Origin of the sequence: Runella sp. CRIBMP, from assembly GCF_009905605.1 — a bacterium.
Classification (GTDB): domain Bacteria; phylum Bacteroidota; class Bacteroidia; order Cytophagales; family Spirosomataceae; genus Runella.
In genome coordinates this window covers 516,857-542,905 of record NZ_JAAAKZ010000002.1, presented here as the reverse complement: position 1 = coordinate 542,905, position 26,049 = coordinate 516,857, and the positions used below count along the sequence as shown (strand labels likewise).

Annotated in this window: 21 protein-coding genes; 5 read left to right on the top strand and 16 right to left on the bottom strand. The window is 44.6% G+C overall.

The annotated features are described in order from the left end of the window. The first annotated feature begins 53 nt into the window (after positions 1–53). The 3 genes from aspS to GVN20_RS07325 all read left to right on the top strand — a co-directional run bounded on the left by aspS (position 54) and on the right by GVN20_RS07325 (position 4,641). Positions 54–1,811, top strand: coding sequence for an aspartate--tRNA ligase (gene aspS, locus GVN20_RS07335; protein ID WP_166557700.1), 1,758 nt, complete (start codon positions 54–56; stop codon positions 1,809–1,811). 190 nt (positions 1,812–2,001) lie between these two features. Then, the gene (locus tag GVN20_RS07330) at positions 2,002–3,174 is read left to right on the top strand and encodes a hypothetical protein (protein ID WP_166557699.1); all 1,173 of its coding nucleotides are present in this window, start codon (positions 2,002–2,004) and stop codon (positions 3,172–3,174) included. 45 nt (positions 3,175–3,219) lie between these two features. Beyond that, positions 3,220–4,641 (top strand): hypothetical protein, encoded by a 1,422-nt coding sequence (locus tag GVN20_RS07325; protein ID WP_166557698.1) that lies wholly within the window; start codon positions 3,220–3,222, stop codon positions 4,639–4,641. A gap of 108 nt (positions 4,642–4,749) precedes the next feature. Here GVN20_RS07325 and GVN20_RS07320 read toward each other — a convergent pair whose 3' ends face one another. The 16 genes from GVN20_RS07320 to GVN20_RS07245 form a co-directional block, all read right to left on the bottom strand. Beyond that, positions 4,750–5,586, bottom strand: coding sequence for a DUF4249 family protein (locus GVN20_RS07320; RefSeq protein ID WP_166557697.1), 837 nt, complete (start codon positions 5,584–5,586; stop codon positions 4,750–4,752). 4 nt (positions 5,587–5,590) lie between these two features. Continuing rightward, on the bottom strand, positions 5,591–7,927 hold the full coding sequence (locus GVN20_RS07315; protein WP_166557696.1) for a TonB-dependent receptor: 2,337 nt from the start codon (positions 7,925–7,927) through the stop codon (positions 5,591–5,593). A gap of 18 nt (positions 7,928–7,945) precedes the next feature. Further along, positions 7,946–8,410 (bottom strand): hypothetical protein, encoded by a 465-nt coding sequence (locus tag GVN20_RS07310; protein ID WP_166557695.1) that lies wholly within the window; start codon positions 8,408–8,410, stop codon positions 7,946–7,948. Between the two features lie 230 nt (positions 8,411–8,640). Further along, the gene (locus GVN20_RS07305) at positions 8,641–9,099 is read right to left on the bottom strand and encodes a hypothetical protein (protein ID WP_166557694.1); all 459 of its coding nucleotides are present in this window, start codon (positions 9,097–9,099) and stop codon (positions 8,641–8,643) included. A gap of 54 nt (positions 9,100–9,153) precedes the next feature. After that, positions 9,154–9,492, bottom strand: a complete 339-nt coding sequence (locus tag GVN20_RS07300) for a hypothetical protein (protein ID WP_166557693.1) — start codon at positions 9,490–9,492, stop codon at positions 9,154–9,156. Between the two features lie 51 nt (positions 9,493–9,543). Next, positions 9,544–10,119: a Crp/Fnr family transcriptional regulator gene (locus GVN20_RS07295; RefSeq protein ID WP_166557692.1), complete on the bottom strand. Its 576-nt coding sequence runs from the start codon at positions 10,117–10,119 to the stop codon at positions 9,544–9,546. Between the two features lie 219 nt (positions 10,120–10,338). Beyond that, positions 10,339–10,650, bottom strand: a complete 312-nt coding sequence (locus GVN20_RS07290) for a hypothetical protein (RefSeq protein ID WP_166557691.1) — start codon at positions 10,648–10,650, stop codon at positions 10,339–10,341. 157 nt (positions 10,651–10,807) lie between these two features. After that, a complete protein-coding gene (locus tag GVN20_RS07285) occupies positions 10,808–11,314 on the bottom strand; it encodes a metallophosphoesterase (protein WP_166557690.1) in 507 nt (168 codons plus the stop codon). Positions 11,315–11,351: 37 nt separating this feature from the next. Beyond that, the gene (locus GVN20_RS07280) at positions 11,352–12,536 is read right to left on the bottom strand and encodes an NRAMP family divalent metal transporter (RefSeq protein ID WP_166557689.1); all 1,185 of its coding nucleotides are present in this window, start codon (positions 12,534–12,536) and stop codon (positions 11,352–11,354) included. A gap of 160 nt (positions 12,537–12,696) precedes the next feature. Next, positions 12,697–14,376 (bottom strand): fatty acid--CoA ligase, encoded by a 1,680-nt coding sequence (locus GVN20_RS07275; protein WP_166557688.1) that lies wholly within the window; start codon positions 14,374–14,376, stop codon positions 12,697–12,699. Positions 14,377–14,683: 307 nt separating this feature from the next. Continuing rightward, a complete protein-coding gene (locus GVN20_RS07270) occupies positions 14,684–15,676 on the bottom strand; it encodes a DUF2279 domain-containing protein (protein WP_166557687.1) in 993 nt (330 codons plus the stop codon). Then, positions 15,643–17,727, bottom strand: a complete 2,085-nt coding sequence (locus GVN20_RS07265) for a VWA domain-containing protein (protein ID WP_166557686.1) — start codon at positions 17,725–17,727, stop codon at positions 15,643–15,645. Before GVN20_RS07265 ends, GVN20_RS07270 begins: the two co-directional genes overlap by 34 nt. Positions 17,728–17,857: 130 nt before the next feature. After that, positions 17,858–18,604: a 3-oxoacyl-[acyl-carrier-protein] reductase gene (gene fabG / locus GVN20_RS07260; protein WP_114065422.1), complete on the bottom strand. Its 747-nt coding sequence runs from the start codon at positions 18,602–18,604 to the stop codon at positions 17,858–17,860. A 93-nt stretch (positions 18,605–18,697) separates the two neighbouring features. Then, complete coding sequence (locus GVN20_RS07255; protein WP_166557685.1) at positions 18,698–19,273, bottom strand: SIS domain-containing protein; 576 nt, start codon at positions 19,271–19,273, stop codon at positions 18,698–18,700. A gap of 86 nt (positions 19,274–19,359) precedes the next feature. Beyond that, positions 19,360–20,907 carry a maltokinase N-terminal cap-like domain-containing protein gene (locus GVN20_RS07250; RefSeq protein WP_166557684.1) on the bottom strand — a complete coding sequence of 516 codons (1,548 nt, stop codon included), beginning with the start codon at positions 20,905–20,907 and terminating at the stop codon, positions 19,360–19,362. 248 nt (positions 20,908–21,155) lie between these two features. Further along, entirely contained in the window at positions 21,156–23,015 is a 1,860-nt protein-coding gene (locus tag GVN20_RS07245) for a CocE/NonD family hydrolase (protein ID WP_166557683.1), read from the bottom strand. Between the two features lie 82 nt (positions 23,016–23,097). Here GVN20_RS07245 and GVN20_RS07240 point away from each other — a divergent pair, with 82 nt between their 5' ends. Both GVN20_RS07240 and typA read left to right on the top strand, forming a co-directional pair. Continuing rightward, entirely contained in the window at positions 23,098–23,991 is an 894-nt protein-coding gene (locus GVN20_RS07240) for a sugar phosphate isomerase/epimerase (protein ID WP_166557682.1), read from the top strand. A gap of 235 nt (positions 23,992–24,226) precedes the next feature. Then, on the top strand, positions 24,227–26,041 hold the full coding sequence (gene typA / locus GVN20_RS07235; RefSeq protein ID WP_114065427.1) for a translational GTPase TypA: 1,815 nt from the start codon (positions 24,227–24,229) through the stop codon (positions 26,039–26,041). The last annotated feature ends 8 nt before the right edge of the window (positions 26,042–26,049 follow it).

Genomic DNA, 26,049 nt, shown 5'->3' with positions numbered 1-26,049 from the left:
TTATTCCGTACTTTTGCGGCACTTTTTAAAGAAATTAAGAAATAGACTTTTGTATGCTTAGAACGCACACTTGCGGAGAACTCCGTATTTCAGATGTCAGTAAAGAAGTAATCCTCAGCGGTTGGGTACAACGTACACGTGATAAAGGCGGTATGATTTGGATTGACCTGCGCGACCGCTACGGTATCACCCAGCTAATGCTTGAAGAAGGTAAAACCGCCCCAGAAATCATCGCCCAGGCCCGGAATTTAGGCCGTGAGTTTGTGGTTCAAGCTACGGGGGTGGTTACTGAGCGCTTTGCCAAAAATGATAAAATGGCAACGGGTGAAATTGAAATTAAATTGACGGGGCTGACGGTCCTGAACTCGGCCAAGCTGCCGCCTTTTCAGATTGAAGATAAAACCGACGGGGGAGATGAGCTCCGCCTGAAATACCGCTACCTAGACTTGCGTCGTGACATAGTGCGCAAAAACTTAGAACTGCGCCATAAAGTAGCCCAGCAAACGCGTCTTTTTATGGACGCCCAGAATTTTATTGAGGTTGAAACGCCCGTTTTAATCAAATCAACGCCAGAAGGAGCTCGCGACTTTGTGGTACCTAGCCGCATGAATCCGGGGGAGTTTTATGCGTTGCCGCAGTCACCGCAGACGTTTAAACAATTGTTGATGGTGTCGGGATTTGACCGTTATTATCAGATTGTAAAGTGTTTCCGCGACGAAGATCTACGCGCCGACCGTCAGCCTGAGTTTACGCAGATTGACTGTGAAATGTCGTTTGTAACGCAGGAAGACATTCTGCAAATGTTTGAAGGTCTGATTCGTCATTTATTTAAAGCCGTAAAAGGACTGGATTTGCCTGAAGTACCACGCATGACCTACGCTACGGCCATGAAAAAATACGGCTCCGACAAACCCGACATTCGTTTTGGGATGGAATTTGTGGAGTTGAAAGGCGATAATGACTTCGTTTCAGGTAAAAATTTCGGTTTATTTGACTCTGCCGAATTAGTGGTGGGGGTTTGTGCCAAAGGCTGTACAGAATACACGCGCAAGCAAATGGACGAATTGACGGAATGGGTAAAACGCCCCCAAATTGGCGCAAAAGGGTTGATTTATGCGCGTTACAATGCCGACGGAACCATCAAATCGTCGGTTGATAAGTTTTACAGTGAAGAAGATTTGAAGCAATGGGCGGATGCATTCGGCGCACAGCCCGGTGACTTAATGCTTATCATGGCGGGAGAAGCCAACAAAACCCGTAAGCAACTCAATGAACTCCGCCTAGAAATGGGCAGCCGTTTAGGATTACGCAATCCCGACGATTATAAAGTGCTGTGGGTGGTTGATTTTCCGTTGTTGGAATATGGCGAAGAAGAAAACCGTTGGTTTGCCATGCACCATCCGTTTACCAGTCCTAAGCCCGAAGATATTCCTTTATTGACGACGGATTTGGGCGCTGTTCGGGCCAATGCCTATGATATGGTCATCAACGGAACCGAAGTAGGAGGAGGCTCCGTACGGATTTTCCAACGGCCGTTGCAGATGCAGATGTTTGAGATTTTGGGCTTTACCCCCGAAGAAGCCAAAGCGCAATTCGGGTTCTTAATGGAAGCGTTTGAATTTGGAGCGCCGCCACACGCTGGAATCGCCTTTGGATTTGACCGCCTATGTTCTATTTTTGGTGGGGTGGATTCCATTCGAGATTTCATTGCGTTCCCCAAAAACAATTCAGGCCGTGATGTAATGATTGATTCTCCGTCGACCATTGACCAAAAACAACTGGATGAATTGAAAATTGCGACGAAAGCATAATTTTTTGAGTTTTATAAGATTGTAGAAAAAACTCCACATTTTTGGTGTGGAGTTTTTTTATTTAAAGATTAAAAATGATACTCTGCGTCATAAATTGCACCTTTCGTCCCATTTTTGGGGAGAAGTACAATAATTTTGTTGAACTTCAAGTTTATAAAACGTTCGTTTTAACAGCCCAAATGCACCTACTATGAGCCTCTTTGATCGAATCAAAGCCTATTTTAGCCCCGATAACTTCAGCAAAGACCCCGAATTGGTGTCTTTTGCGGAGTTAGACCCACCACAAGTCGAAACCAAGAAGGTAACGGCCGATGTTTCTGTGCCTGCCTTGCCTGGAATCGTTCCACAAACGCGGGTCATGACCGAAGAGACTCCCGCCTCTACCCATACGTGGGATTTAACACCGCCTCAACCCACACAAACTTCAATTCCCATTGAGTTGCCATCGTGGTTGGAAGATGAAACTTTGCTACGGGATGAAGGAGTTATTTTTGGACTTTCAGAGTCAAAGCCTGAAGAGAAAGTAGCCATCATTCGCAGTTATTTCGTGCATCAAACCGCTGATTTAGAGTTAGATGTGGAGCGTTATGGTGAAAAAATTCAGGAATTAAATTTGTTTATTGGGCAAAAAGAAACCAGAATCAACGAATTTAAAGATAAAGCTGCCGAGCTGGATGCCCGCCAAAATGAAGGAGAACATCAGTTGCCGCGAACTATCGTAGGCTTGGTGTTTTCGATGGCGATGTGCATAGGAAATTTCTTTTTGATTGATGATACTTTGCGCCCTTTATATCCTAATAGTCAGTGGATAGCCGTTGGGGTGTTTTTGGCAGGGATGTTTAATTTGTTCGGTCGGGTTTCACTTTTTCACGATACCGACAGCAGTGTGTCATGGCGCAGGTTGTTAGAGGAGGTTGGTATGCCTTTTGCAGCAGCCATGTTTGTGTTTGTACAAGCATTGCAAAATCAGACCGTTTGGCGGGCGGTGGCGTTGTTTGTCTTTGTGTTTTTTCTGTTTCTTTTTGCGGGCAAATTGCTGTTGAGCAATATCACCGTACTTCGCAATGATTTACGGATTTGGCTGACGGGTGCTAACATGAAAAAAGAAAAAACGAGCAAAACAGAGACTTGGGACGAGGAAACCAACCGCTTGAACGCCGAAATTGATGAATTACGCATTCAAAAATGGCAGATTGTGCCGCAATTGAATCGGGTAGAGGCCGAACTTGCGCGCGTGAATGCCCGACGTGATGCCCTCATCAAACTGTTTGAAAGTGAATTTTACCTGGCCCGCCAACTGCGCGACCGTTTGACAGACCGACAAATGAGGGCGATTCAATCAACCGCCCAAAATCAGCAGTAAGCACTTGGTAAAAAATAAGTAGCACGATTTTAAAAAAAGAAAGCCATGCAGGAACCAACAAAAGACCATACAGACGAACCCGATTTTCAACACGGCTACCACAGCGGTATTGAAGGCTCGGAAAATCGTAATCCATATGAAAGTTATCTTTCAAGCCAGATACATTATAATTGGTTGGCCCAACGGATTGAGGACCGTCGAAATGAAATCCAACGGGTTGATAAAGAGATTGAAGAAACGGCCGTAAAGCGTAAAACTGCTTACGACCGTTTGCAAGAGTTTGTGCAACGGGTAATCAAAGCCACCAAGCGTGTAACAGAACTGACGGCGCAGCGGGATGCCGTTGATGCCGAAACCGAAGCCCTGCGGGCACGGCGTAAACAAACACAATCGGAGTATTCGCTCTTGGCAGGCTTCTTTTTCTTTTTTGCGGGGGCGGCATTTGTGTTTGGTGACCTTATTATATCGCACGAAATTGTTGCCTACGCCCTCAACATTCGCAACAACAATGAGGCGTGGGCGTTTGCCATTGGTTTGGCCATGATTTCTATTTTGCTCAAACCCGCCTACGACCGCCTGATTGAGAAGCCGTATGTGGATGAGCATACCCAAAAAGCACGTACGCGTTATGCTTGGTTTAAAGTGGGCTTGGCGGGTTTTGCCATTATCACGTTGGGGATTTTGGGATGGTTTCGATACGAGGCCTACCGTACCGATAAAATGAAAGAAGCCATCAATAAATCGGTCAAAAATCTTCAATTGGGCGCTACGCCGCTCGACCCCAACAGTACGATTACGCCACAAGAACAACAGGTTTTATTGCAAAAAATTGAACAACAGCTTTTGCGTTCTGATGAACTCAATCTGGGCCTTGTCAACAGCCCTTGGGCGTTGGCGTCGTTTGTGTTGAGTGGTATTTTGTTTGCTTTGGCGGGGGCGGTTTCGCTCGGAATGGCGCTGCCTGTGTTGCAGAATTTTTGGTACCGGTGGCTGCAAATCGACCCACGACTGTGGCGTTTGAGCCGTCGTCGTCGTAAATTAAACAAACAGTTGGAGGAAGCCGACAGAGAGTTGGCCGAGCAAACCACACAAAAAGATATTTTGGAGCATGAGCTTCAACAGTTTCAGACCTTGGATGATTTGCGCGCTGAGCGTACCAAAATGCGCAATGATTTGGATCAGCTCATCGAATCTACGCGTTTGGCGCAGACCGACAGCCGCATCGCGTCTTTCAACGATGGCTACGCCAAAGGAGAAATAGCCCGCGAAATGATGAACGAGGAGGAGTTTACCCAATTTCGCAACTCAATGCTCAATACCCATAATTTGGCCGTAAAAGCCTCTTCTTCCGCCGACCGGAGCATGAATTACGGCAATGGAAACGGCACAAAACGCACCAACGGCCTGCGCCCGCACCAGATGATTCGGAAGATGATTACGGATGGCTTGGATGGGGAGAAGGAGTAGTTTTGAATAGAAATAGAATAAAATCAAAACCCCGAAAGTTCGACGCTTTCGGGGTTTTATGTTTGGATTAAAACTTTGTTTCTGTAAGGGTCTGTATTCATTTATGTATCACTCTTTTATTTTGAATAATGTGTCTAACCGATTGTACCCGCCAAAAATCCCTATTCCCCCTTCTATATTGTCAAATACGGGCTGGGGTTCGCGCAGGTTGGGAATTAAGCGATCACTGTTGTTTTGCCAATTGCTGAAATCTTGGTAGGTTTTGAGATACTTGTACGTATTTTCATCTACTGCCTGATAAAAAACTGCAAGCGAAACTCTATCTGCTTTGAACGCATTGAAGACTCTGATTTCCAATTCATTGGCATCTTTATCTTGACGGTCAAACAGAGTGTTTGTTGGAGTACGTACATAGGGTCCTGTAGGATTGCCGATGTGAGACCTGAAAAGGATATCTCTAAGTGAATAATTGAAAATATAATACTGGTTTTTTTCGCTGCTCGGCCAGTTGAACAGGGCAATAAAATCATCGTTTACTTTCGATTTATTGACAATCGGGGCAACCGGGTTGGGAGGAATTCGGCAGGAAGCATTACAAACAACATCACCCACTTTGACTTGTAGCCTGTATTCTTTTTCTGGTTGTATATTCGCGATTTGATTGGATACCGTATAGCACTGCCTTGAAGTATTGTAAGTAAGCGCAGTCATGCGTAGGCCATCTGATATAGTGACTTGAGCCTCACGGATTACTGCCGAATCAGGCCGTAAAATGCTGCCCATTTCCTGACCTCTGTAAACATGAACGCATAAAACGGAGTCTTGTGGCGAAATAAAAGAGCTGATCGCGATAAGCTTATTCAATGTGATTCTTTCAATTTCTACCCCGCTTTCACAAGAACTTAATACCCCGGCCAGTAATGTTATGAATATGATACAGCGCATAGTTTCAAAACTTAAAATTGTACGTAACGGATGGTATGACAGGAAACAGCGCCCTTTTTTGCAATGTAATCCTTTGGCCTTTTTCTAAAGGGTCATTCTCGGATTTTAAATAATAGTACAATGGGTTCTTTCGATTGTAGGCATTATATAGCCCAACTTCCCATGTACGCTCTCCCCATCGTTTTTGCTTGTGAAACTGAATCGCAATATCCAGTCGGTGAAAAGATTCAGCTCGGAAACTGTTGCGAGAACCCAAATAGTCTACATTATTGATGAACTGATTATCAATTTCCGTAGCAACAAAATAATACCCTTGCGAAACCGTAAGGGCATTGCCCGTAGCATGGACCCAATTGGCCGAGAGGGTTACTTTAGGGGTTAGTTTGTAGGTGGTCACCACCGACGCATCGTGTCGGCGGTCATTACGGGGATAAAAAGGTTTCCCGTTGTTCAAATCAGCAAACTGATGAATGGTCCAGGAAAGGGTATAGCCCACCCAACCAGTGAAACGTCCTTTGTTTTTTTGCAATAAAACCTCTGTTCCATACGATAAGCCGTTGCCAAACGCCACGTTGTCTTCCCAATTGAGGGCCTTGGCCCCGTCATTCAAAACCAAAAAAGTGGCTCCTTCGCGGTAAGCGGCACTATTTCGCATCCATTTTCGATAGCTTTCTAAGGTAAGATTCAGCCCAAGAATGGGGAATGTTTTGACAAATCCAAAGGCAATTTGATCGGCTTGTTGGGGTGGGACACGCTCTGTAACAGGCACCCATAAGTCGGTGGAAAGACCCGTGCCTGTATTGGAAAGAAGGTGTACAAACTGATTGTTGCGAGCGTAAGATGCTTTTAGTTCAAGCGTATTGTTCAGTTTGTATCCGGCAGACAGGCGTGGTTCGGCAAAAAGATAAGTACGCTCCGGAACACGAAGGCCGTTGAGTCGCAAGCCTATATTGGCCGATAGCCGCCCTTTGGTATAAGTATCCTCTATGTAGACGGCAAACTCCTGATTGTCAAATTTTTGTGTTTCCTGTTCTGTTTGGCTTTTTATGCGATCTTCGTCGATAAAAGCGCGTGGACGAAAACGGTGAAAAGTCACCAGACCACCAAATTTTATAACATGAGCGTTAATGGGAAAATAATCGAAGTCTGCTTTCAGCGTATAATCTCTTACGCCAGAACTGTACTCGGTGTAGGTGCCGGTATTATTGCCGTTATTGCGGATTTGTTCAAAATCATCTGAAAGGCGAAACTTAAAATCGGTCATCAGCAGCGTTGTATTCAAAAATAATTTCTGACTGAACAGATGATTCCAACGCAGGGTAGCAGTGGCATTGCCCCAACCCATGCGGGTTTGGGAAGTAATGGTAGAAGTGCTTCGTTCCACCTGCTCGCTAAGACGCAGGCGGTCATTGCCGAAATAACCACTCAAATACAATTTATCTTTGGCTGATAAATCAAAATGAAGTTTGGCGTTGAGGTCGTAGAAACGATACCCAAACTTTTGGTCGGCAGGTAAAAAAGGCTCGGTCAATACATCTATGTAGCTTCGGCGACCTGACAACAGAAACGATGATTTGCCCTTTTGGATAGGGCCGTCCAATGATAAACGGCTGGAAAGCAGCCCGATCCCCCCTTCGCCGCGCAATTTATCTTTGCCGCCGTCTTTCATCTGCAAATCTACCACCGACGACAGCCGCCCGCCATACCTCGCCGGAAAGCCCCCTTTCCAAAAACTTACATTCTTGATGGCATCGCCATTGAACACTGAGAAAAACCCAAACAGGTGGTTGGCGTTATACACTTGGGCTTCGTCGAGCAAGATGAGGTTTTGGTCGGGACCACCACCGCGCACATACAGCGCGGTGCTCCCTTCGGTGCTTTTTTGTACGCCCGGCAGCAATTGTAGGGCTTTAATGACATCTTTCTCTCCAAGTAAGGTCGGGATTTGTTTGATTTGAGCTATGGGTAGCCTCACTACACTCATTTCGGCAGGGGCTGCCTGTTGCGCTTTGTCTGAGATTGTTACCTCTTGTAATTGCAGCGTTTCGGGTTGAAGAAAAACTTGGAGTGGCGTTTGTTGGGACGCGGTTAGCGGTTGCTCGAATTTTTGATAACCCAAAGAACTGAACAGCAGTTTTATAGGCTGCCCCGAGGGAATTTTGATGGAGAAGAATCCGTAAGCGTTGGTCGCAGTGCCTATTTGAGATCCTAAGATGGTTACCGAAACGCCTGCGAGTGTTTCTTTTGTATTAACTTCATATACATAGCCGTTGCATATTTCTTGCCCTTGCAATTTTCCCATGATAAAAACCAACAAGACAATTTTCAGGAAATGAAACATCTAAAAAACAGGATTAACTTATAACTCTTTGGTGTAGGTGATAGAATAGTAAGGATATGAATTGGCTTGCTCTACGACCATTTGATCAAGCTTAGTGCGGTTTAACCACCATGATTTTGATAAAAGCAGGCTGTCTTCTTTGCTCAGTTGAATAGTTGAAGGATATATAAACGTCAAGGCTTTTGCCTGACTTGAAATATAGTACTGAACCTTAAACAGAGGCCTATCCTGTAATTTTATACTGCCAAAGCACTTGTTGCCGGATTTAATATAGTCGCAGGCTTCAAACGTTACGGTTTGTATTGAAGGGAATTTTGGTGGGATACCATTCGGCGGAGAGTTTGGAAACTTAAGCTCTTTAAATTCAGTAGCTTTCCAAGTGCCTTTCATATCTCCCAAGGCATTATTGACAAATTTTGCATCTTCACTCAAACAGGAAGTCAAGAAAATACAAACTGCGGATAAATAGGCTATTGTTCTCATTGTGAAAGAAATAAGTTGATTTGTTTTCACGGGACCAGTTGTACTTACTTAACTGATGGTCAGTAAGCAAAGAATAATTGTTTAAAATATTGATAATCAATTTTGTACAGTTTTTTAATTTTTGGGAAAAGGATATGGGGTTTTGATAAATGCATCAAAAAGAAGAATTTTTAGTGCACATATCAAAACCTCAAATGCTTTCGGGTTATAAATTAGAGCATGTCTCTTTATTAGTAATTTCCTCTATCAAAACTATAATTTCCCCAATTATTTGATACATAGCATCCTAAACGTCTTGCATCTGGATTATAAATACTGAATTCAGTGCCAGCGTATAGATTAACTGTGAATCCGTTTGACCAAGAACATAAAGCACAATTTAGATGTCTCCATTCAACAAATATGCCCTGATTGGAATTCCCGGATTCTCTCCAAGTTACAGAAGCCCAATCATCGAATCTCTCTGATTCATGCCATGTCCTGTCTTCCCATGCTATTCTTGCCTGTTTAGCCATTAGAGGGTTGGTAGTGTAGGAAAGTGTATAACTTTTAACTTTGTCTTCTAAGTTTTTGGAAACGACGTATTCATATAAAGCAGACTCGTCAGGAGATGTTTCGGTTGCGTCTGTCGTTTTGCTTTGAAAACCGGTAAATGTACTTTTTTCTTTTATCGCAGTTGTAACATTCAAGGTGATTTTGGTATTTTCTAAATAGAACTTTAGATACTCATCGTCTGTACAGGCTTATAAAAGTGTAACACTATTCTTTCCACTAAAATCTGTTACTGTTATCGTCTTTTTAAATAATTTTAACCCATTTGCTTCAAGTTCTTCTATCCTCGAATTAAACTCTTGTTTTGGTGCTTCATTTGGGTGAAACTCCTCTCTATCGGTACACCCAAAGATAAAAGCCGTACAGAATAATGCAATTGCAGCAATTTTTTTCATAATTTTGTGCTTAGTTTTAAATGATTGAAAAATTGTTTGAACTATCAGAAGAAGTCCCGCTCGGTCGCCAAACAGACGCGGGGCTTTTTCTTTTACAAAGGTGATAAAAAATAAGGAGGCGAGAATTGCGTTCAAACACAAAAATCATTGCTTTAGCGCAATTTGTGTATCGTGCCAAAGCAATGATTAAAAATTCATCATCAGTCGTTTACGAACACGGCTTAGTTCAGATTGGCTGATGTTGAGGTATTGGGCTATGTGTTTTACCTGTAGGCGAGGGGTAATGTGGGCATATATTTCACAAAACGTTTGGTAGCGTTTTACCAAATCGCGTTCAAAAATTAGATCCATCCGCTTTTCGTAAACAACCATGTATCGCTCATAGAGTAGCCTGAATGGGTGATTAAGTTCGGGATATTCTATAAACATTTGTTGTAGGTCATTGTAAGAGATAACACATACCCGGCTATCTTCCAGTAGTTCAATGTGTTCATTAGTGGGCTGCTGAAGCAAAAAACTCTTTACTGAAGACACAAATTCCCCTTCCCCCCTAAACCAAGCCGTGATTTCTCGGCTTTCTTCAATATCGTAGAAAATTCTGGCAAGGCCCGATTCAAGATAGTAAAGTTTATTGTTGATTTGACCTGACATGAGCAGGAATCTTCCTGCTTTATGATTCTCGATGTGAGAACTGTGGCATAAAGCCGCTTGACATTTTTCAGACAGAGGACTGATTTGAGAGAGCGCGTTGTAAAGTATCATGGCTATGCTGGTAATATACTAACTGATTAGGCTGCTTGAAAGCGTGTTATAGTTCGTTATTGGTGATTAACGACAACTTTGCCAGTCATTTGATTTTATAAAGAAAAGGTCTTGGTCTTAGAGCAGGATTAGGCTAAGATTAGAATAGCATTAGAAGTAGTACTGGAGTTCAGTCTAAACACATGTGGCTGCTATCCCTCAACTTTTTTGAAAGCAAACTCAATTTAAGCATACATTCTCCAAATGGATTGGTTGTAAACCTAAAAGGTTATTCTTCCTAAAATTGAGGGGCTCCAGTAGGGTGTGGTATTTGAGCGCAAATGGTACTAAGGCCCCTTGGCCCGTTTGGTTGAGTGTTTCACCAATACGGGTTTGGCAGGTTTCTACACTTTTGATGTAGCTTTTGGGTAGTACTTCGTTAGAAGGGGCATCAATGTGTGGTGTGTGTAACTCAAACTCAGTAAGCGTAGTGAGCAAACGAACCTCTTCGTCTTTTGAAAATAAACTTTTTTGAATAGTTAGCTTAGGCATAGTGCATGATTGTAAACTCAAAAATGAATTTTGTGAGTACCTTAACGAAAAGCAACTATCAAAGTAGGGGAAAAACCAGGTATTAGCACTGAGTAAGTTTAAAATACAAATAAAACATAGAATGGGGGTATTTAAAAGGGAAATATATAAAAAAATACTACGAAGCGCCCCGCTTTCCCAACTCAATGGCCTCTAATTGAGGGATTTTTCCGTCATCAAGCGTAAATCGAAGCATGGTTCGAATCTTATGGAATCCTTCATTGCCTGCCGCTCCGGGGTTGATGTAGAGCATATTTTGAAGTTTAGGGTCGCGTAGTACGCGCAGGATGTGTGAGTGGCCGCAGATGAAAATATCGGGTGTGTTATTTTTTAATTCGGGCCTGACTTGGGGGTTATAATTGGGTGGTGCGCCGCCGATGTGGGTCATCCAGATGCGGAAGCCTTCGAGTTCAAAGCGTTGATGCTCGGGGGCTTTCCACTGAATCTCTTTGGCGTCGATGTTGCCATACACGGCACGTAAGGGCTTAAATTTTTCTAGTTTTTCCAAAATATCAACCCTGCCTACGTCGCCAGCATGCCAAATTTCGTCGCAGTCTTTGAAGTAGTCAAAAATGGTTTCATCTAGGTAAGAATGAGTGTCAGATAAGAGGCCGATGCGGGTCATGTTTTAGGGCAGATTTCCGAATGTTGGTTTGATAAAATTACTTTGTAAGGGTATAAAAAGCCATCCCGCTCATCATCAATACCACGAGCCAACCCGCCATTTGTAGCCAAATAGGGTGTTGATAGGCGCCAACCAATCGTTTATTGCGCGCGGCAATAAGCATCACCGCCAAGGCTATGGGTAAGATAAAACCATTCAACGTACCCACAAACACCAAAATCTGTACAGGTTTGCCAATCCACAAAAACAAAATCGTTGAAATGGAGATAAAACCAATCGTGAGATAGCGATGATTTTTTTCTAAGCTCGAATGGAAAGTTCGCAAGAACGACACCGAAGTATAGGCCGAGCCGATGACAGATGTAATGGCCGCACTCCACATCAAAACCCCAAACAGCCGGTAGCCAGTCTCGCCAGCAGCCAATTGAAATACCGAAGCGGGAGGATTGTCTTTGTTTAACGTAAGTCCCGCCGCGACAACGCCCAACGTGGCCAAAAACAAAAAATACCGAATAAATGACGTGACTAAGATACCCGTCGTAGCGCTGCGATTGACCAAGGGAAGTGCATCCGCGCCTTTAATTCCTGCTTCCAAAAGTCGATGTCCGCCCGCAAAAGTAATGTAGCCTCCCACCGTGCCGCCTACGAGGGTAATGGTGGCAATGGGGTCAAATTGCTGTGGCAAAACCGTTCGGACGAGGGCTTCGCCAACGGGAGGGTTGGCCGAAATAACTACGTAAGCAATCAACAAAAGCATCAGGAGTCCCAGCCATTTGGCAAAATTGTCCATGGCTTTTCCCGCTTCGGGCAATAAGAAAAGCCCGATGGCAATCAATGCGCTAAGTGCGGCCCCGATTTTGACGTCTATGCCGCTCATGACTTCGATACCGAGCCCTGCCCCAGCCACGTTGCCAATGTTGAAAGCAAATCCTCCGATGACAATTAGGGCCGAAAGAACATAGCCCAACCCAAAAAACAAATCGTTGGCAATGTCTTGGGCGCGTTTTTCGGTAACGGCAATGATGCGCCAGATGTTCAGTTGAGCGCCCAAATCTAAAAGAATTGATAACAAAATGACAAAGCCGAAATTGGCCAGTAGTTGCTGCGTAAAAACGGTGGTCTGCGTCAAAAAGCCTGGCCCAACGGCGGAGGTAGCCATCAAAAAAGCGGCACCGAGAAGGGTATTGGTGGTGGTTTGGTTATTATTTCTTGGGGAGGGCATTTTGTAAAGCGTTAAAAACGGATTACAATAATGGCGATTTTTTGGTAAATAAGCGCGTGTTGCCACACCGACAAGTCTCTTTTATACCCTTTAAAAAAAGTTTTAGATACCTTCGGTATGACAAAACGGCTTTTGGGCAATCTTACATTATCTATACTCATTACCCCAAAATCATCTCCTTCATCTCCGAGCGAATCCGTTTTTTATCAATCTTTCCTACGGACGTTTTGGGGATTTCGGATACAAATTTGATTTGGTCGGGCACGTACCAACGGTTTATTTCGCCGCAGTCTACTTTGGCTTGTAAGGTCGATTTGATGCTTTCGGGCGTTAGTTTTTCATGATAATCGGGTTTGATGACCAGAATGGCGTGTGGGCGTTCGCCCCATTTGGTATCGGGAAAGCCCACCACGGCCGATTCGGCAATGCCTTCTATCTGAGAGAGCAGATTCTCAATGTCTAACGAAGAAACCCACTCGCCACCTGTCTTAATGACATCTTTGACGCGGTCGGCAATGGTGACGTAATAATCGGGGCCGATGGTAGCCACGTCGCCGGTATGGAGCCATCCGCCCGCCCACAGTTTTTCGGAAGCCTCCTTTTCTTTGTAATATCCCTGCGTCATCCACGGGCCGCGAGCCACCAATTCGCCAACGGTTTCGCCGTCGTGGGGCAGAAAGTTGCCCTCTTCGTCCATGAGTTTCAATTCTACAAACGGAGCAATTTTGCCCGCTTTGGTTCTAAACTCAAGTTGCTCTTCGATAGGGAGTTTTTCCTGTTCTTCATTTAAGTGAACAACCGACATGATGGGCGCCGTTTCTGACATTCCATAGCCTTGGGTTACGTTGATACCAAGCTCTAAAGCAGCCTTGGCCAAGCCGCGCGTCAAGGCCGAGCCACCTATCAGTACGTTCCATTTACTTAGATCCACCTGCTTTGCTACGGGGCTGTTGACCAGCATGTTGAGGATGGTTGGTACGCAATGTGAGAAGGTTACTTTTTCTTTTAACAAGAGTTTTAGCAACATTTCTGGCTCATAGCGACCAGGGTATACCTGCTTGAAATTGAGCATAGTAGCCAACAGCGGAAAGCCCCAACCGTGAACGTGAAACAACGGAGTGATGGGCATGTACACGTCACGATTGTCCAATGGAAGGGCGCGGTAGCCTGGAAAATAGGCCAGCAAACAAAAGGTGTGCATCACCAATTGACGGTGCGAGAAGTATACGCCTTTGGGGTTGCCCGTGGTACCAGTCGTATAAAAAGTTGTGGCAATGGAGTCTTCCTCAAAATCAGAAAATTCAAATTGGTCGTTGGCGTCGTTGACCAACCGCTCGTATTCACCCTCTAAAGCAAATGTGGTGGACATGATTTCAGCTTCAGGGTTTGTGTACACCTTGTCGCTAATGATGATGTATTTTTCAACGGTGGTGAGTTGCCCTTTGATGGCTTCCAGAATCGGTACAAAATCTTCATGAACAATCACTACTTTATCTTCGGCGTGGTTCATGGTGTACAGAATCTGCGCTGGCGAAAGACGTACATTGATGGTATGCAAGATAGCTCCTAGACAGGGAATGCAGAAAAAACATTCCAAATACCGATGGCTATCCCAGTCCATCACGGCTACGGTATCGCCCGCCTCCACGCCTGCGTTGGTGAGGACATTGGCAAGCTGGCGCACGCGTTTGTCGAAGGTGGTATAATTCATTCTGAACAAATCCCTGTATACAATTTCGCGTTGGGGATTGTAACGAACGGCTTGGGCAAAGAGGGTTTTGATTAACAAAGGAGGGTCGTAGGCCGATGGCGTACGGGGAATCAACTTGGTTTTAGCCATGATTTTTGCAAAGGTTTTTAGAAAAGTAAAGTTATGTTTTTTCTTCAAATACTCACAAAAAAGCCAATCTTACCATTGTATATAGGCGATATTGAGAAATTGGTTTTCGTAGACCTTGAAAATCGCAGTTGTTTTGATTTTAAGTAATTAAGCAAATTTATTCACGCAAAGTCGCAGTGGAGCAAAGAGTATAAAAGGTTGATTGTCTAAAACTTAGCGCCTCTGCGTGAAGTGTAAATTAATTTTGCATATTTACTTATCTCATTTTAGGTGGATGTTCGGCAATCCAGTGATACGAAATTTCCATTTAAAAATACAACCAGTGCCCTTTCCAGCCCTGTTTTCGGTTAAATTCTAAGGCAGGGGCGGGAACTTTGAGAGTGTTGAGCAGGAAAAAAAGCGTTTTGAGGCCCTTATGTCGGGTAGGAATACGACGAAAATCAATGTCTAATGAGAGATAATACTGCCGATACGGGTCATAACCTAATGATTGACTCTTCTCTACCTCGGCCCCGACCATGTTGTGAATCCCGTATCCGAGCGACACGCTGAGCCATTTTGGAATTTTTGAATGTGGGGCAAAAGAGGCTACATTGACTGAAAACCAATAGGTTTGCCCATTGTAATCTTTGAGCCACTGTTCACTGAAATTGCGCCCTAAAAGTTCTGGACGAACTTTGGCGAGGGGGGTAGGAGAGAAAGAAAATTTTGGGGTAATGCGTTCTTCGCCCCAGAGGGCGTACTGTCCCAAATACAAAGACGGGCCCATAACATTGGCCACCATATCGCTAGGCGAAAATCCGTAAGTGGGGTATTGAAAACCATCTAAAAGCTCGATGGGGGTCAGGAATAAAAAGCCCGAAAGCGCCCCGTACAATGCCGCTTGGCGGTTGGTAATTCCCGTTTTTTTGTAAACTGCTGCTGTATGACGGCAAATCTGGTAGGCCGTAAAAAAGTGCCCTACTTTATCAAATTGTTTCCACTCATGAAAGTCGTCTTTAACGCTAAAATTCGTAAAGGGCGTTTTGTACCACGCTTTACTCAATCCATAAATAGACGCCGAATAGGCCACCGATTCGCCCGCCAGAAGCCACCGCAACGCCCGATAGTTTGGACGGAGGGTGTCTGTTTGGGCATGGCAAGTGACGAATGACGAATGCTGAATGATGAATGCTAAATAAAAAAAAAGAGCTTTTGTCGTGCAGAAAGCACCAACACGACTGTGCGAAGTTGGTGAATTGGCCCTTTCAGGGTGGCACAAATCACTTAATAACTTCCCTGATATTTCCGTGTTCCCCATTCCAACGTCGCCAAAAATAATAACAAGAAAAACAACCACTTATTTTGAATCAATTCCGACAAATCTTCGGTACTGTCGAGGCGGTCAACGGCTTTATTTTTGAGCAGGTAGTCTTTCAATTGCTCAATCTGGTTTGCTTTCACAAATTGGCCCCCCGACTGTTGGGCAAGCGCGCGCAGCATTCCGTAATCAGCGGTGTTGGTTAATGACTCCAACGCCAAATCACGCACGATAAACTGGCCCGTTACGCTTTCGATTTTGTTGTTTAGACTCGTAGTTGCCTTGAATTGATGCACTCCTTGCCGAAGGCCGCTTAACTCAAAACGCGAATTTCCTTCCCCGTTGGTGTAGGTGTAAGGCTGCACTTTGCCTTTTTCGTCCGTGATTTCAAGGCGGATGCTTTGACCGTAGATTTTTTCGTAAATATCGTTGTAGACTTCCGTCTCAAAAGTCACTTTATCGCCCACGTTGTATTCATTGGCCAGCGGATAAACCCTGAACTTGCGTTTGTCTTCCTTGACCGAAATCAATTGAATCACTTTTTGCAGCAGTTCATCCACGGCCTCCTGCTTGTCGGTAAGGGCGTATTCTTCGAGGCGCCATTGCCAGATTCCTTCGCCCGCCAATACGGCCGATTTACGAGCGCCCCCAGTGTTCAGAATCAACAAAGGTTTGTTGGTGCGCAGATTGCCAACGTTTTGAAACAGAATCGTTTCGCTGCCGGGCATCAGGCGGTATTCTCCAAAAGGGACCGTCAAAGGTGGCATTTTCTCTAAAATACTGAGTTTGTCGGCATCTAAGTTCAGCAGTTTAAAATTGGGGTTAAAACGGCCAGATACTTTGTCAATCTGCCCTGGGTTGGAGACAACCGTAACGGCAGAATTGAGTTGACTCACTTTCGACGTGTTGGATTGCGAGCCTAAAATGAAGAAAACGGGGGTGTTGTCACGTTGCAGATAACGTTGTACAATGTCGCCGCCAATGTTAAACAAATCAGGCAATTGATGAAGGATAATCAAATCATATTTCTTTTCGGGAAAGGTTTCAGCCGCAGGATTCACCCCAAAAATTTTGACATCGACTTCGTAATTTAAGTTTTTTTCAAGAATTGTACGGATAGCTTTGATGTCTGGGTGAGTGGCCAAGGCAAGCATCAATACTTTTTCTTTGCCGTCGATGATGTCAATATAAACATCTCGGTGATTGTTTCGGGTCGTAAATTCGCCCTTAAGTGGTTCTATATCAAGGGTATAGTGCTGTACCCCTTTTTGGGTAGAAGAGGTTTGAAACGTAACCTGTTTGAAATCTTCTTTTTGGCCAAATGCAATGCGTTGGGTGCTAATGGTACTGCCGTTTTGACGCAAGGAGACGGTCGCCGTTTGTCCCTGAAACCCACTCGCCACGATGTCTGCCTGAATCGGGAATTGGTTGCCCAAATACGCAATTTTATTGGCCGAAACGGCTTTGATGCTTACATCTCGCTTGGGGAGGGTGTCACCCACGCCAATGCTGTGAATCCGAAACGGAAAGTTACCATAGGTGGGTGCAAGTCCCTGATTACTAATGCCGTCGGTCAGCAATACCACGTCGGTCAGATTGCGGCCTTCGTAGTTGGTTTTGGCATTGTTTAATAAATCAGAGAGATTGGTGGTAGTTCGGTCAAATTTCAGTTTGGGAAGTTCATCCTGATAATTTTCACTGTTGAGGGTTTGAACGGCGACTTCCAGCCCCTCATCTGCCAACGCTTCTCGCAGCGTGGCCAAGGCCGATAGCGTTTTGGGGCCGTCGTTTGCCATTGATTCTGAGTTATCAATTGCAATCACCACTTTGGGCTTGTCTACGAGCGTTTGGATGCTGCGCAGGAGTGGATTCAACAATAAAAAGGCAATGATACTGACAAGTGCTCCCCGCAAAATGGCCAATCCAGTGTTGAGTAGTTTACTCCATACAGGCTTGGGTTGGTAAAGAAAAAACGCATAGGCTGCGCCCAACAACAAGCAAAATCCAATGTACCACGGGGAAGTTTGAAAGATAATCTCGGTTAAAAGCATTTGTATGGTGTTTGTCTGGTGGGGTCGTCAGTCAAAAGTCTTGGGCCATCGGTAATTGGCCGTAATTTATATTAAAGCTTAATTTACAGTGTTTTACATTGACAGTCGACGATTGACTAACGACGCCAACTTACATGACCATACCGCCGTCAACTTGCAATACTTGTCCAGTAATGTATTTAGACAAATCTGATGCCAAAAATACGACACAGTCGGCTACTTCTTCGGGTTGACCGCCACGTTTGAGCGGAATATTTTGTTTCCATTCCTCAATCGCTTTTTCGTTCAACTCTCCCGTCATTTCAGTTTCGATGAAACCTGGGGCAATGGCGTTAGAACGAATATTTCGGGAACCAAGTTCTTTGGCTACTGATTTTGTAAATCCAATGATACCAGCTTTTGACGCGGCGTAATTGGCCTGCCCAGCGTTTCCTGTCAAACCAACCACCGACGTAAGATTAATGATAGAACCGCTGCGCGCTTTCATCATGACGCGGGTTACGGCTTTGGTCAAATTAAAAACTGACTTTAAGTTAACGCGAATTACTTCATCCCATTGTTCTTCGGTCATGCGCATTAATAAACCGTCGCGCGTGATGCCCGCGTTATTTACCACAATGTCAACCGTTCCGAAGTCGGCTACTACCTGCGTAATGAGGTCTTCGGCCGATTTGAAATCAGACGCATCGGAGCGGTAGCCTTTGATCTTGGTGCCGAATTGTTGGAGTTCTTCCTCCAACGCTTGACCTTTTTCAACGCTCGATAAGTACGTAAATGCTACCTGCGCACCCTCCTGGGCAAAACGAGTGGCAATTGCTTTGCCGATTCCACGGGATGCGCCCGTTACGATAGCTACTTTGTTTTGTAAAAGTGACATTTATAAATTGGTGATTTGTGATTAGTGGTTGGCGATTTGTGATCAGTGGGCAGTGGTTGGTAAAACGAATCACTGTACACCACTCACAAACCTCTATTTTGGAAATACATTGGCTTCTACAATCTCACACATAATGTGGCCGAGCAAGATATGACATTCCTGAATACGCGGTGTATCTTTGGAAGGAATATTCACCAAAAAAGTACTTACTTCTTTCATTTTTCCGCCGCTTTCGCCCGTCATCCCTACCGTTATCATGCCGAGTTTATTGGCTGTTTCAAGGGCTTTTACGACGTTGGTTGAATTGCCAGAAGTTGAAATTCCGACCAGAACGTCGCCTTCTTTCCCCATTGCTTCGATCATTCTTGAATAAATCACATCATAGCTATAATCATTGCCGACGGCCGTTACGTACGAAGAGTTGACGTGGAGCGCTTCCGAATACAACGGTGGACGGTCATAATAAAAACGCCCGCTAAACTCAGCGGCTAAGTGTTGGGCGTCGGCCGCACTGCCGCCGTTGCCGCAAAAAAGCACTTTTTTGCCATTTTTAAAGGCCGTTGTCATGGCTTCGGCAACAGAGCCAACGGTATCAAGGAGGGTTTGGTCGGCAAGGACACGGTTTTTGGTATCAATAGAGGCTTGTACGATGGATTGAATGTTAATCATTAAAATGGTTGTTTAATCATGGGGACAAAAATAGTAAAAAAGGTTGTTGTATGGTGGATTCGGGTAATTTCAAGGGGATTTTGAACTTAGCTAGGGTTGGCCAGACGGCTGATTCGGACCGACGGCTCCTTTAATTTTTCAATTTCCCTGATTACTTCCACAATTCCCCTTAGGGGTATCTTAACCCACGAGGGGCGATAACTGATTTCATATCCTAATTCATAAACGGCTTTTTCCAACAAAAAAAACAGCAGTAAAAAGTTTATTTCATGCTGACTGTTAAAAAGTGGATGCGGCCAACCAAATGCTTCCAAGTAGGCTTCAAAATAGGTTTCGCGCATGAGTTTGTACCAACGGTCGGATACAATTTGGAGCTTTTCGGACGAAATGTCTCTGGTTTCGTGGCTCTCAAACAACTTTGCGCTGACCGCATAATGGTAACTGCGTATCATACCCGCAACATCCTTAAATGGACTATGCTTTATTTTACGCTCGGCAATGGTGGCTTCGGGTTCTCCTTCAAAATCGATGATGATAAAGTCGCCGTCTTGGGTAAGAACCTGTCCCAAATGGTAATCACCGTGAATCCGAATACGCAGCGAGTCCAACGGACGGGTGAGCATTTCTTTGGCAAAATCATCAATTAATTCACGGGCTTCCATAAAAATCCACGCCAAGCGCTGCGTAGGCTCGTCGAGTTTTTGATAATTGTCAATCAGCAACGCGTAGCGGCGGTCGAGTAAGTCGGTAAGGCGGTGCAGTAAAAATGCGCGGTAGGTATCGTCAAAGACTTCAGGTGCAAATGCATCGTCAGCTCCAGGCGCAAACAGCCCCAGGTGCATTTCGCCGGTACGTTTTCCGAGTAGGGTTACTTGCTCAAATACCCATTCTTTGATGCCAAACATGCCATTTGGAACACCGTACATAAAATCATTAAGAAAATCGCCCGTCAACATCCAATTGTCTTTGTCGGCGCGGATGGCTTGTTGCATCATTCCCAAGGTGATGTCGGGCTGCCCAGTCCGTTGCCAAGTAAGGCTACCTGCGTAGGCTGGAATATTTTTAAAATCAGAATGTTGGGTCAAAAAACTCACCATTTCCACTTCGGGGTTGGTTTGGTCGAAGAGTTTTCGGTAGAGTTTTAAAAAATATTTGCCGCCAAACAACATGGCAGAATTGCTCGAATCGACGGGCAAAACGTGGCTTTCAATGTTTTCTGGCGTGTCGGAATCTGATAGCCCTTTGCCTTTTATGGATGCAAGAAACGAAGATGGGTCGGAGGCGGAGGAAAGGGTGGTGGCATTGAAAATGTTGGCAAACAGCTCTTTCCTAAATTGAACGTCATAAATGGCGTCTATCCATTGAGACGTCTCGGTTTTTTCGAGGACTCCTTTTTCGGGAATATCCATGTCGAGTGAAACCTCGGTGAACGGCAATTGATACAACTCTGAAGGCCCGTCATGGTACGAAACTTCTACAATCAAAATCAAAAATTCGCCAAAAGTCAGCGTATGTTGAACACGGAAATCTTTTTGTGAGCGAGCTTTCCCCGCAAACCAGCGACTAGTATTGAAATATCTAGGGAAAACGTTGGTTTCTAGGTGATTAATGAGAGAATTGTTTACGTTGGTCATAGCGGGTTTAGCAGTTTATCATAATAGGTTGTTGGTTCAAACAGGCACTTAATAGAAGCGTAATTTTCCTAATTGTGTCTTTAAATATATCATTAGAAATTATCACTTTGTGGTCAATCTACTCAAAAATTGCACATTTTGGTGTATTTGTAGGAACAAAAACCGACAATTATACCTGTTATTTTTCTTTTGTACATTTTAACCCAAAAAAACACGAGACAATGTCCCGTGTTAGGCATCAACGATAACTACTTCACCGTTCCGACGTGTAAGTGTGAATCGTGCTGGGTGCTGTGATAAATGCGAATCGTTGCTTTCTGAAAGTCTTTCTCGTCTGCTTCGGGAATAGCCATGAATTTCTGGGGGTTACGGTCAACCAACGGAAACCATGAACTCTGAATTTGAACCATGATTTTGTGCCCTTTTTTGAAAGTATGCAGCACATCGGGCATCCGCACTTTCACATCGGTAACTTGGTTGGGCACAAACGGTTCTGGTTTTTCAAAGCTGTTACGGAATTTGCCGCGCAGTACTTCCGCTCGGACTAAGCGCTGATAGCCCGCCATGGTTAGGTTTTTGGGGTTGGGCGATGGATTTGGGGCATCTTCTGGTAATACATCAATGAGTTTGACGATAAAATCGGCATCTGTGCCCGTGGTAGAAGCAAAAAAATGGGCTGTCATCGGACCAGCCAGGGTTACATCTTCCGTAAGTGCATCTGTTTCATAAGTAAGAACATCAGGGCGACGCGATGCAAAGCGCTGATCTTCAATCATATATTGATTATTGCGTCGGGCAAAAATACCGTCAGTGTACGGCACTGGTTTGGCCGGGTCGCTTACGTATTCGTCAAAACCGTCTTTTTCGGTGGTTTCATTCCATGATAATTTTCCGTTGGCCTGAAAATGTAACTCTTTTTTCTCGCTGTCTTTTGGGGGCCAAGTTTCAAAGGTTTTCCATTCATTGGTTGCGGTGTTAAACATAGTAGCTTCGGCGGCGTTCCATTGGCCCTTGTCTTTAAGGTAAAAATTGAAAAATTTAAGTTCCAATTCTTCCTGAAAGAACTTGGCCGTGTTGGTGCCAAAATTCAGCGTTCCAAACTCGTTCCATTCTGGTCGAGACCAAGCACCGTGCGTCCACGGGCCCATCACCAGTTTATTTTTGTTGTTGGGGGTTTGTTTTTCAATGGCTTCGTAGGTGCGTAATGCGCCAAATAAATCTTCGGCATCAAACCAGCCGCCCACCACCAGTGTAGCAGGTTTGATGTTTTTGAGGGCTGGGCGAATGTTGCGCGATTTCCAGTAGTCGTCGTAGGTTTCGTGTTGGAGGTATTCGTTCCAGATTCGGCCTTTGTTGTTGAAGTATTTTTCACCGTTGGCATTTTTGAGTGGCCCCAATTTCAGGAAAAAATCGTAGGCGTCCTTGCTGCGGTTGCTGAAAATGCCGTTGTACGTCGGAACGGGTTTGTTGGGTTGAGCGTCAAAATAACTCAAAAAGTTAAAATTATCGAGCAAGAAAAAAGCGCCGTTGTGGCGGGCATCGTCGCCCACAAATTCGTCCGTAACGGGGGCCTGCGGAGAAACGGCCTTGATGGCGGGGTGAGCGTCGGGTAGAGCCGCCGAAGCATAAAATCCTGGATATGAGATGCCTGTAATGCCGACGCGACCGTTGTTTTGCGGAATGTTTTTTAGTAACCATTCTACGGTGTCGTAGGTATCGGTGCTTTCGTCGGTATCCTGTGGCGCTTTTTTGGTAAATTTGTGCGGGGTCATTTCTTCAAATTTCCCTTCGCTCATGTAGCGTCCGCGTACGTCTTGGGTGACAAAGATGTACTTTTCTTCCGATAACAGTTTGCTCGGTCCGGGGCCGTTTCCAGTATAATTACCCTCGCCGTATGGCCCTGCCGAGTAGGGGGTACGTTCCATCAGAATCGGATAGTTTTGGCTCTTGTCTTTTGGAATGTAAATGACGGTGTAAAGCTTAATGCCATCGCGCATGGTGATTTGGCGATCCCATTTCTCATAATTGTCTTTGACAAAATTGGGGGCTTGGGCGTGGCTTTGAAACGAACAAAAGAGGAGAACTAGAAGGGGTAGGAGTGCTTTCATAGAGTATTTTCGATGACTATTAATGTTTTGACAAAAGTAGAATAAAATTAAAAGGTTCGAACAGGAATTTAATCTTAAAACCATGAACGCACAGTCACGCCGCCGAACATTCCTAAAAGCACTGGCCGGTGCTTCAATCGCGTCTATTCCAAACACGGGTGAAGCCGCGCTTTTGGCACCCATAAGCAAGCGACTCAAAACCAGCCTGAATGCCTACTCATTCAATGCTCCGCTGATGAATAAAACGATGAGTTTGGAGGAGCTGATTGACTTTTGCGCTCGCATTGGCTTTGATGGGCTGGATATAACAGGTTACTATTTTGATGGTTATCCCACTGTTCCATCCAATGAAACCATTTATCACGTAAAACGCCAAGCTTTTCGCAAAGGCTTGGAAATCAGCGGCACCGGCGTAAGAAATGACTTTACGATTGCCGACAAAGACAAACGTAAAAAAGAAGTACAACTGGTAAAAAATTGGGTGGAAGTAGCTGCCAAATTGGGTGCTCCAGTGCTGCGGATTTTTGCAGGAACGCAAAAAAACGAAGGAATTCCACGTGAGCAAATAACTGATTGGATGTTGAAAGACATTGAAGCCTGTGTTGAGTACGGCAAACAAAATGGTGTAATCATTGGCTTACAAAACCATTTTGATTTCGTTCAGACGGCCGACCAAGTAATCCCTTTTTTTGAAACGATTAAATCCGAGTGGTTTGGGCTGATTCTGGATACGGGCAGTTATCGCATTGGCGACCCTTATAAGGAAATCGAACGAACCATCAAATACGCCGTTAACTGGCAGTTGAAAGAGAAGATATTTGTGGAAGGAAAAGAAATAGATACGGATTTGGAACGGGTCATTAATCTCATCAAACTGTCCGATTATCAGGGCTATGTACCCATTGAAACCCTCGGAGCGGGCGACCCAAAAGTGAAGGTAGAGGCATTGTTGGCGAAAGTAAAAAAGTACCTTTAATGTTACTTTGGCTTTCTAACCCAAAACAAAGGAGAAAATAATTGTATTAATTTAATAAAAAACTGCCATATTTCATTAATATTGGCATATAGTATTGGATTCATCTGTGTTTTGTCATAAAATAATGGTACCTTTGCGGGTCTTTTAGAAGACAAGCTGATTGTGAATAGTTTTTCGTTAGTAACAACACTTTCAACCTATTCGATTAGCTATCAACAGTTAACAAACAACTCAAATGCAAAGCATCCGCAACATTGCCATCATTGCGCACGTTGACCACGGTAAAACCACATTGGTGGACAAGTTCATCCACTATTCAAAACTGTTTAGAGAGAATCAACAGTTTGACGATCTCATTTTGGACAACAATGACCTCGAACGTGAACGAGGAATTACAATTGTCTCTAAAAACGTATCAGTACGCTACAAAGACGTAAAAATCAACATTATTGATACCCCAGGCCACTCCGACTTTGGAGGAGAGGTAGAGCGCGTACTTAAAATGGCTGACGGTGTCGTCATTCTGGTAGATGCTTTTGAAGGGCCCATGCCGCAAACCCGTTTCGTGTTAGGTAAAGCCTTACAATTGGGATTGAAAGTAGTTTTGGTGGTCAATAAAGTAGATAAGCCCAACTGCCGCCCCGACGAAGTACACGAAGCGGTATTTGACCTAATGTTTAACCTCGAAGCCAACGACGTACAACTTGATTTTCCTACCGTTTTCGGCTCGTCGAAACAAGGATGGATGGGGCCTGATTGGCAAAAACCAACCACCGATATTTCGTATTTATTGGACGTAATCGTTGAACATATCCCACCAGCTCCCAACAACGAAGGCGATCCGCAAATGCAGATTACTTCATTGGATTACAGTTCTTTTGTAGGACGTATTGCCATCGGTCGCGTACACCGTGGTACATTCAAAGAAGGTGCTCAATTGGGTCTTTGCAAGTCAGACGGCACGGTAAAACGCGCTCGTGTCAAAGAATTGCAGGTATTTGAAGGCTTGGGCAGACAAAAAGTAACGGAAGTTTCATCGGGTGATATTTGTGCCGTAACGGGTTTGGAAGATTTCGAAATCGGTGATACCATCACGCTTTTCGAAAATCCTGAACCCCTACCGCGTATTTCGGTAGACGAGCCAACGATGAACATGTTGTTTACCATCAATAACTCACCGTTTTTTGGCAAAGAAGGCAAATTTGTGACTTCTCGCCACTTGCGTGAGCGTTTGTTTAAAGAAATGGAAAAAAACCTTGCCTTACGCGTTGAATCAATGGGTAGCGAGGATAAATTTATGGTGTTCGGCCGTGGTATTCTTCACTTGTCGGTGTTGATTGAAACCATGCGTCGCGAAGGTTACGAATTGCAGGTAGGTCAGCCACAGGTGATTTTCAAAGAAGGCGACAAAGGCGAACGCCTTGAGCCAATCGAAATTCTCGTGGTAGATGTTCCTGAAGAATCAGCTGGTAAAGTAATTGAATTGGTTACCCAACGCAAAGGCGACCTACTCGTGATGGAGCCACGCGGCGATTTGCAACACTTGGAGTTCAATATTCCTTCACGCGGTTTGATTGGGTTGCGTTCCAACGTCTTGACTGCCACGCAGGGTGAAGCCGTATTGTCGCACCGTTTTAAGGCCTACGAGCCCCACAAAGGCACGATTCCGGGACGTATCAACGGTTCAATTATTTCTAAAGGAACTGGAGTAGCTACCCCTTACGCCTTAGACCGTTTGCAAGAGCGCGGAAGATTCTTTGTGGATCCAGGTGAAGAATTATACATGGGAATGGTAATCGGTGAGCATAGCCGCCCAGGAGATATTGTAGTAAACTTGCAGGAAACCAAGAAGTTGACCAACATGCGGGCTTCAGGTACGGACGACAACGTGCGTATTGCGCCTAAAATCAACTTTTCGTTGGAAGAATCAATGGAATATATCCAAAAGGATGAATATTTGGAAGTAACGCCGCAAACGCTTCGTATTCGGAAAATATACTTAGACGAAAACGAACGCAAGCGCAATTCAAAAGAAATGGAAATGGCGTAAAAAGTGGG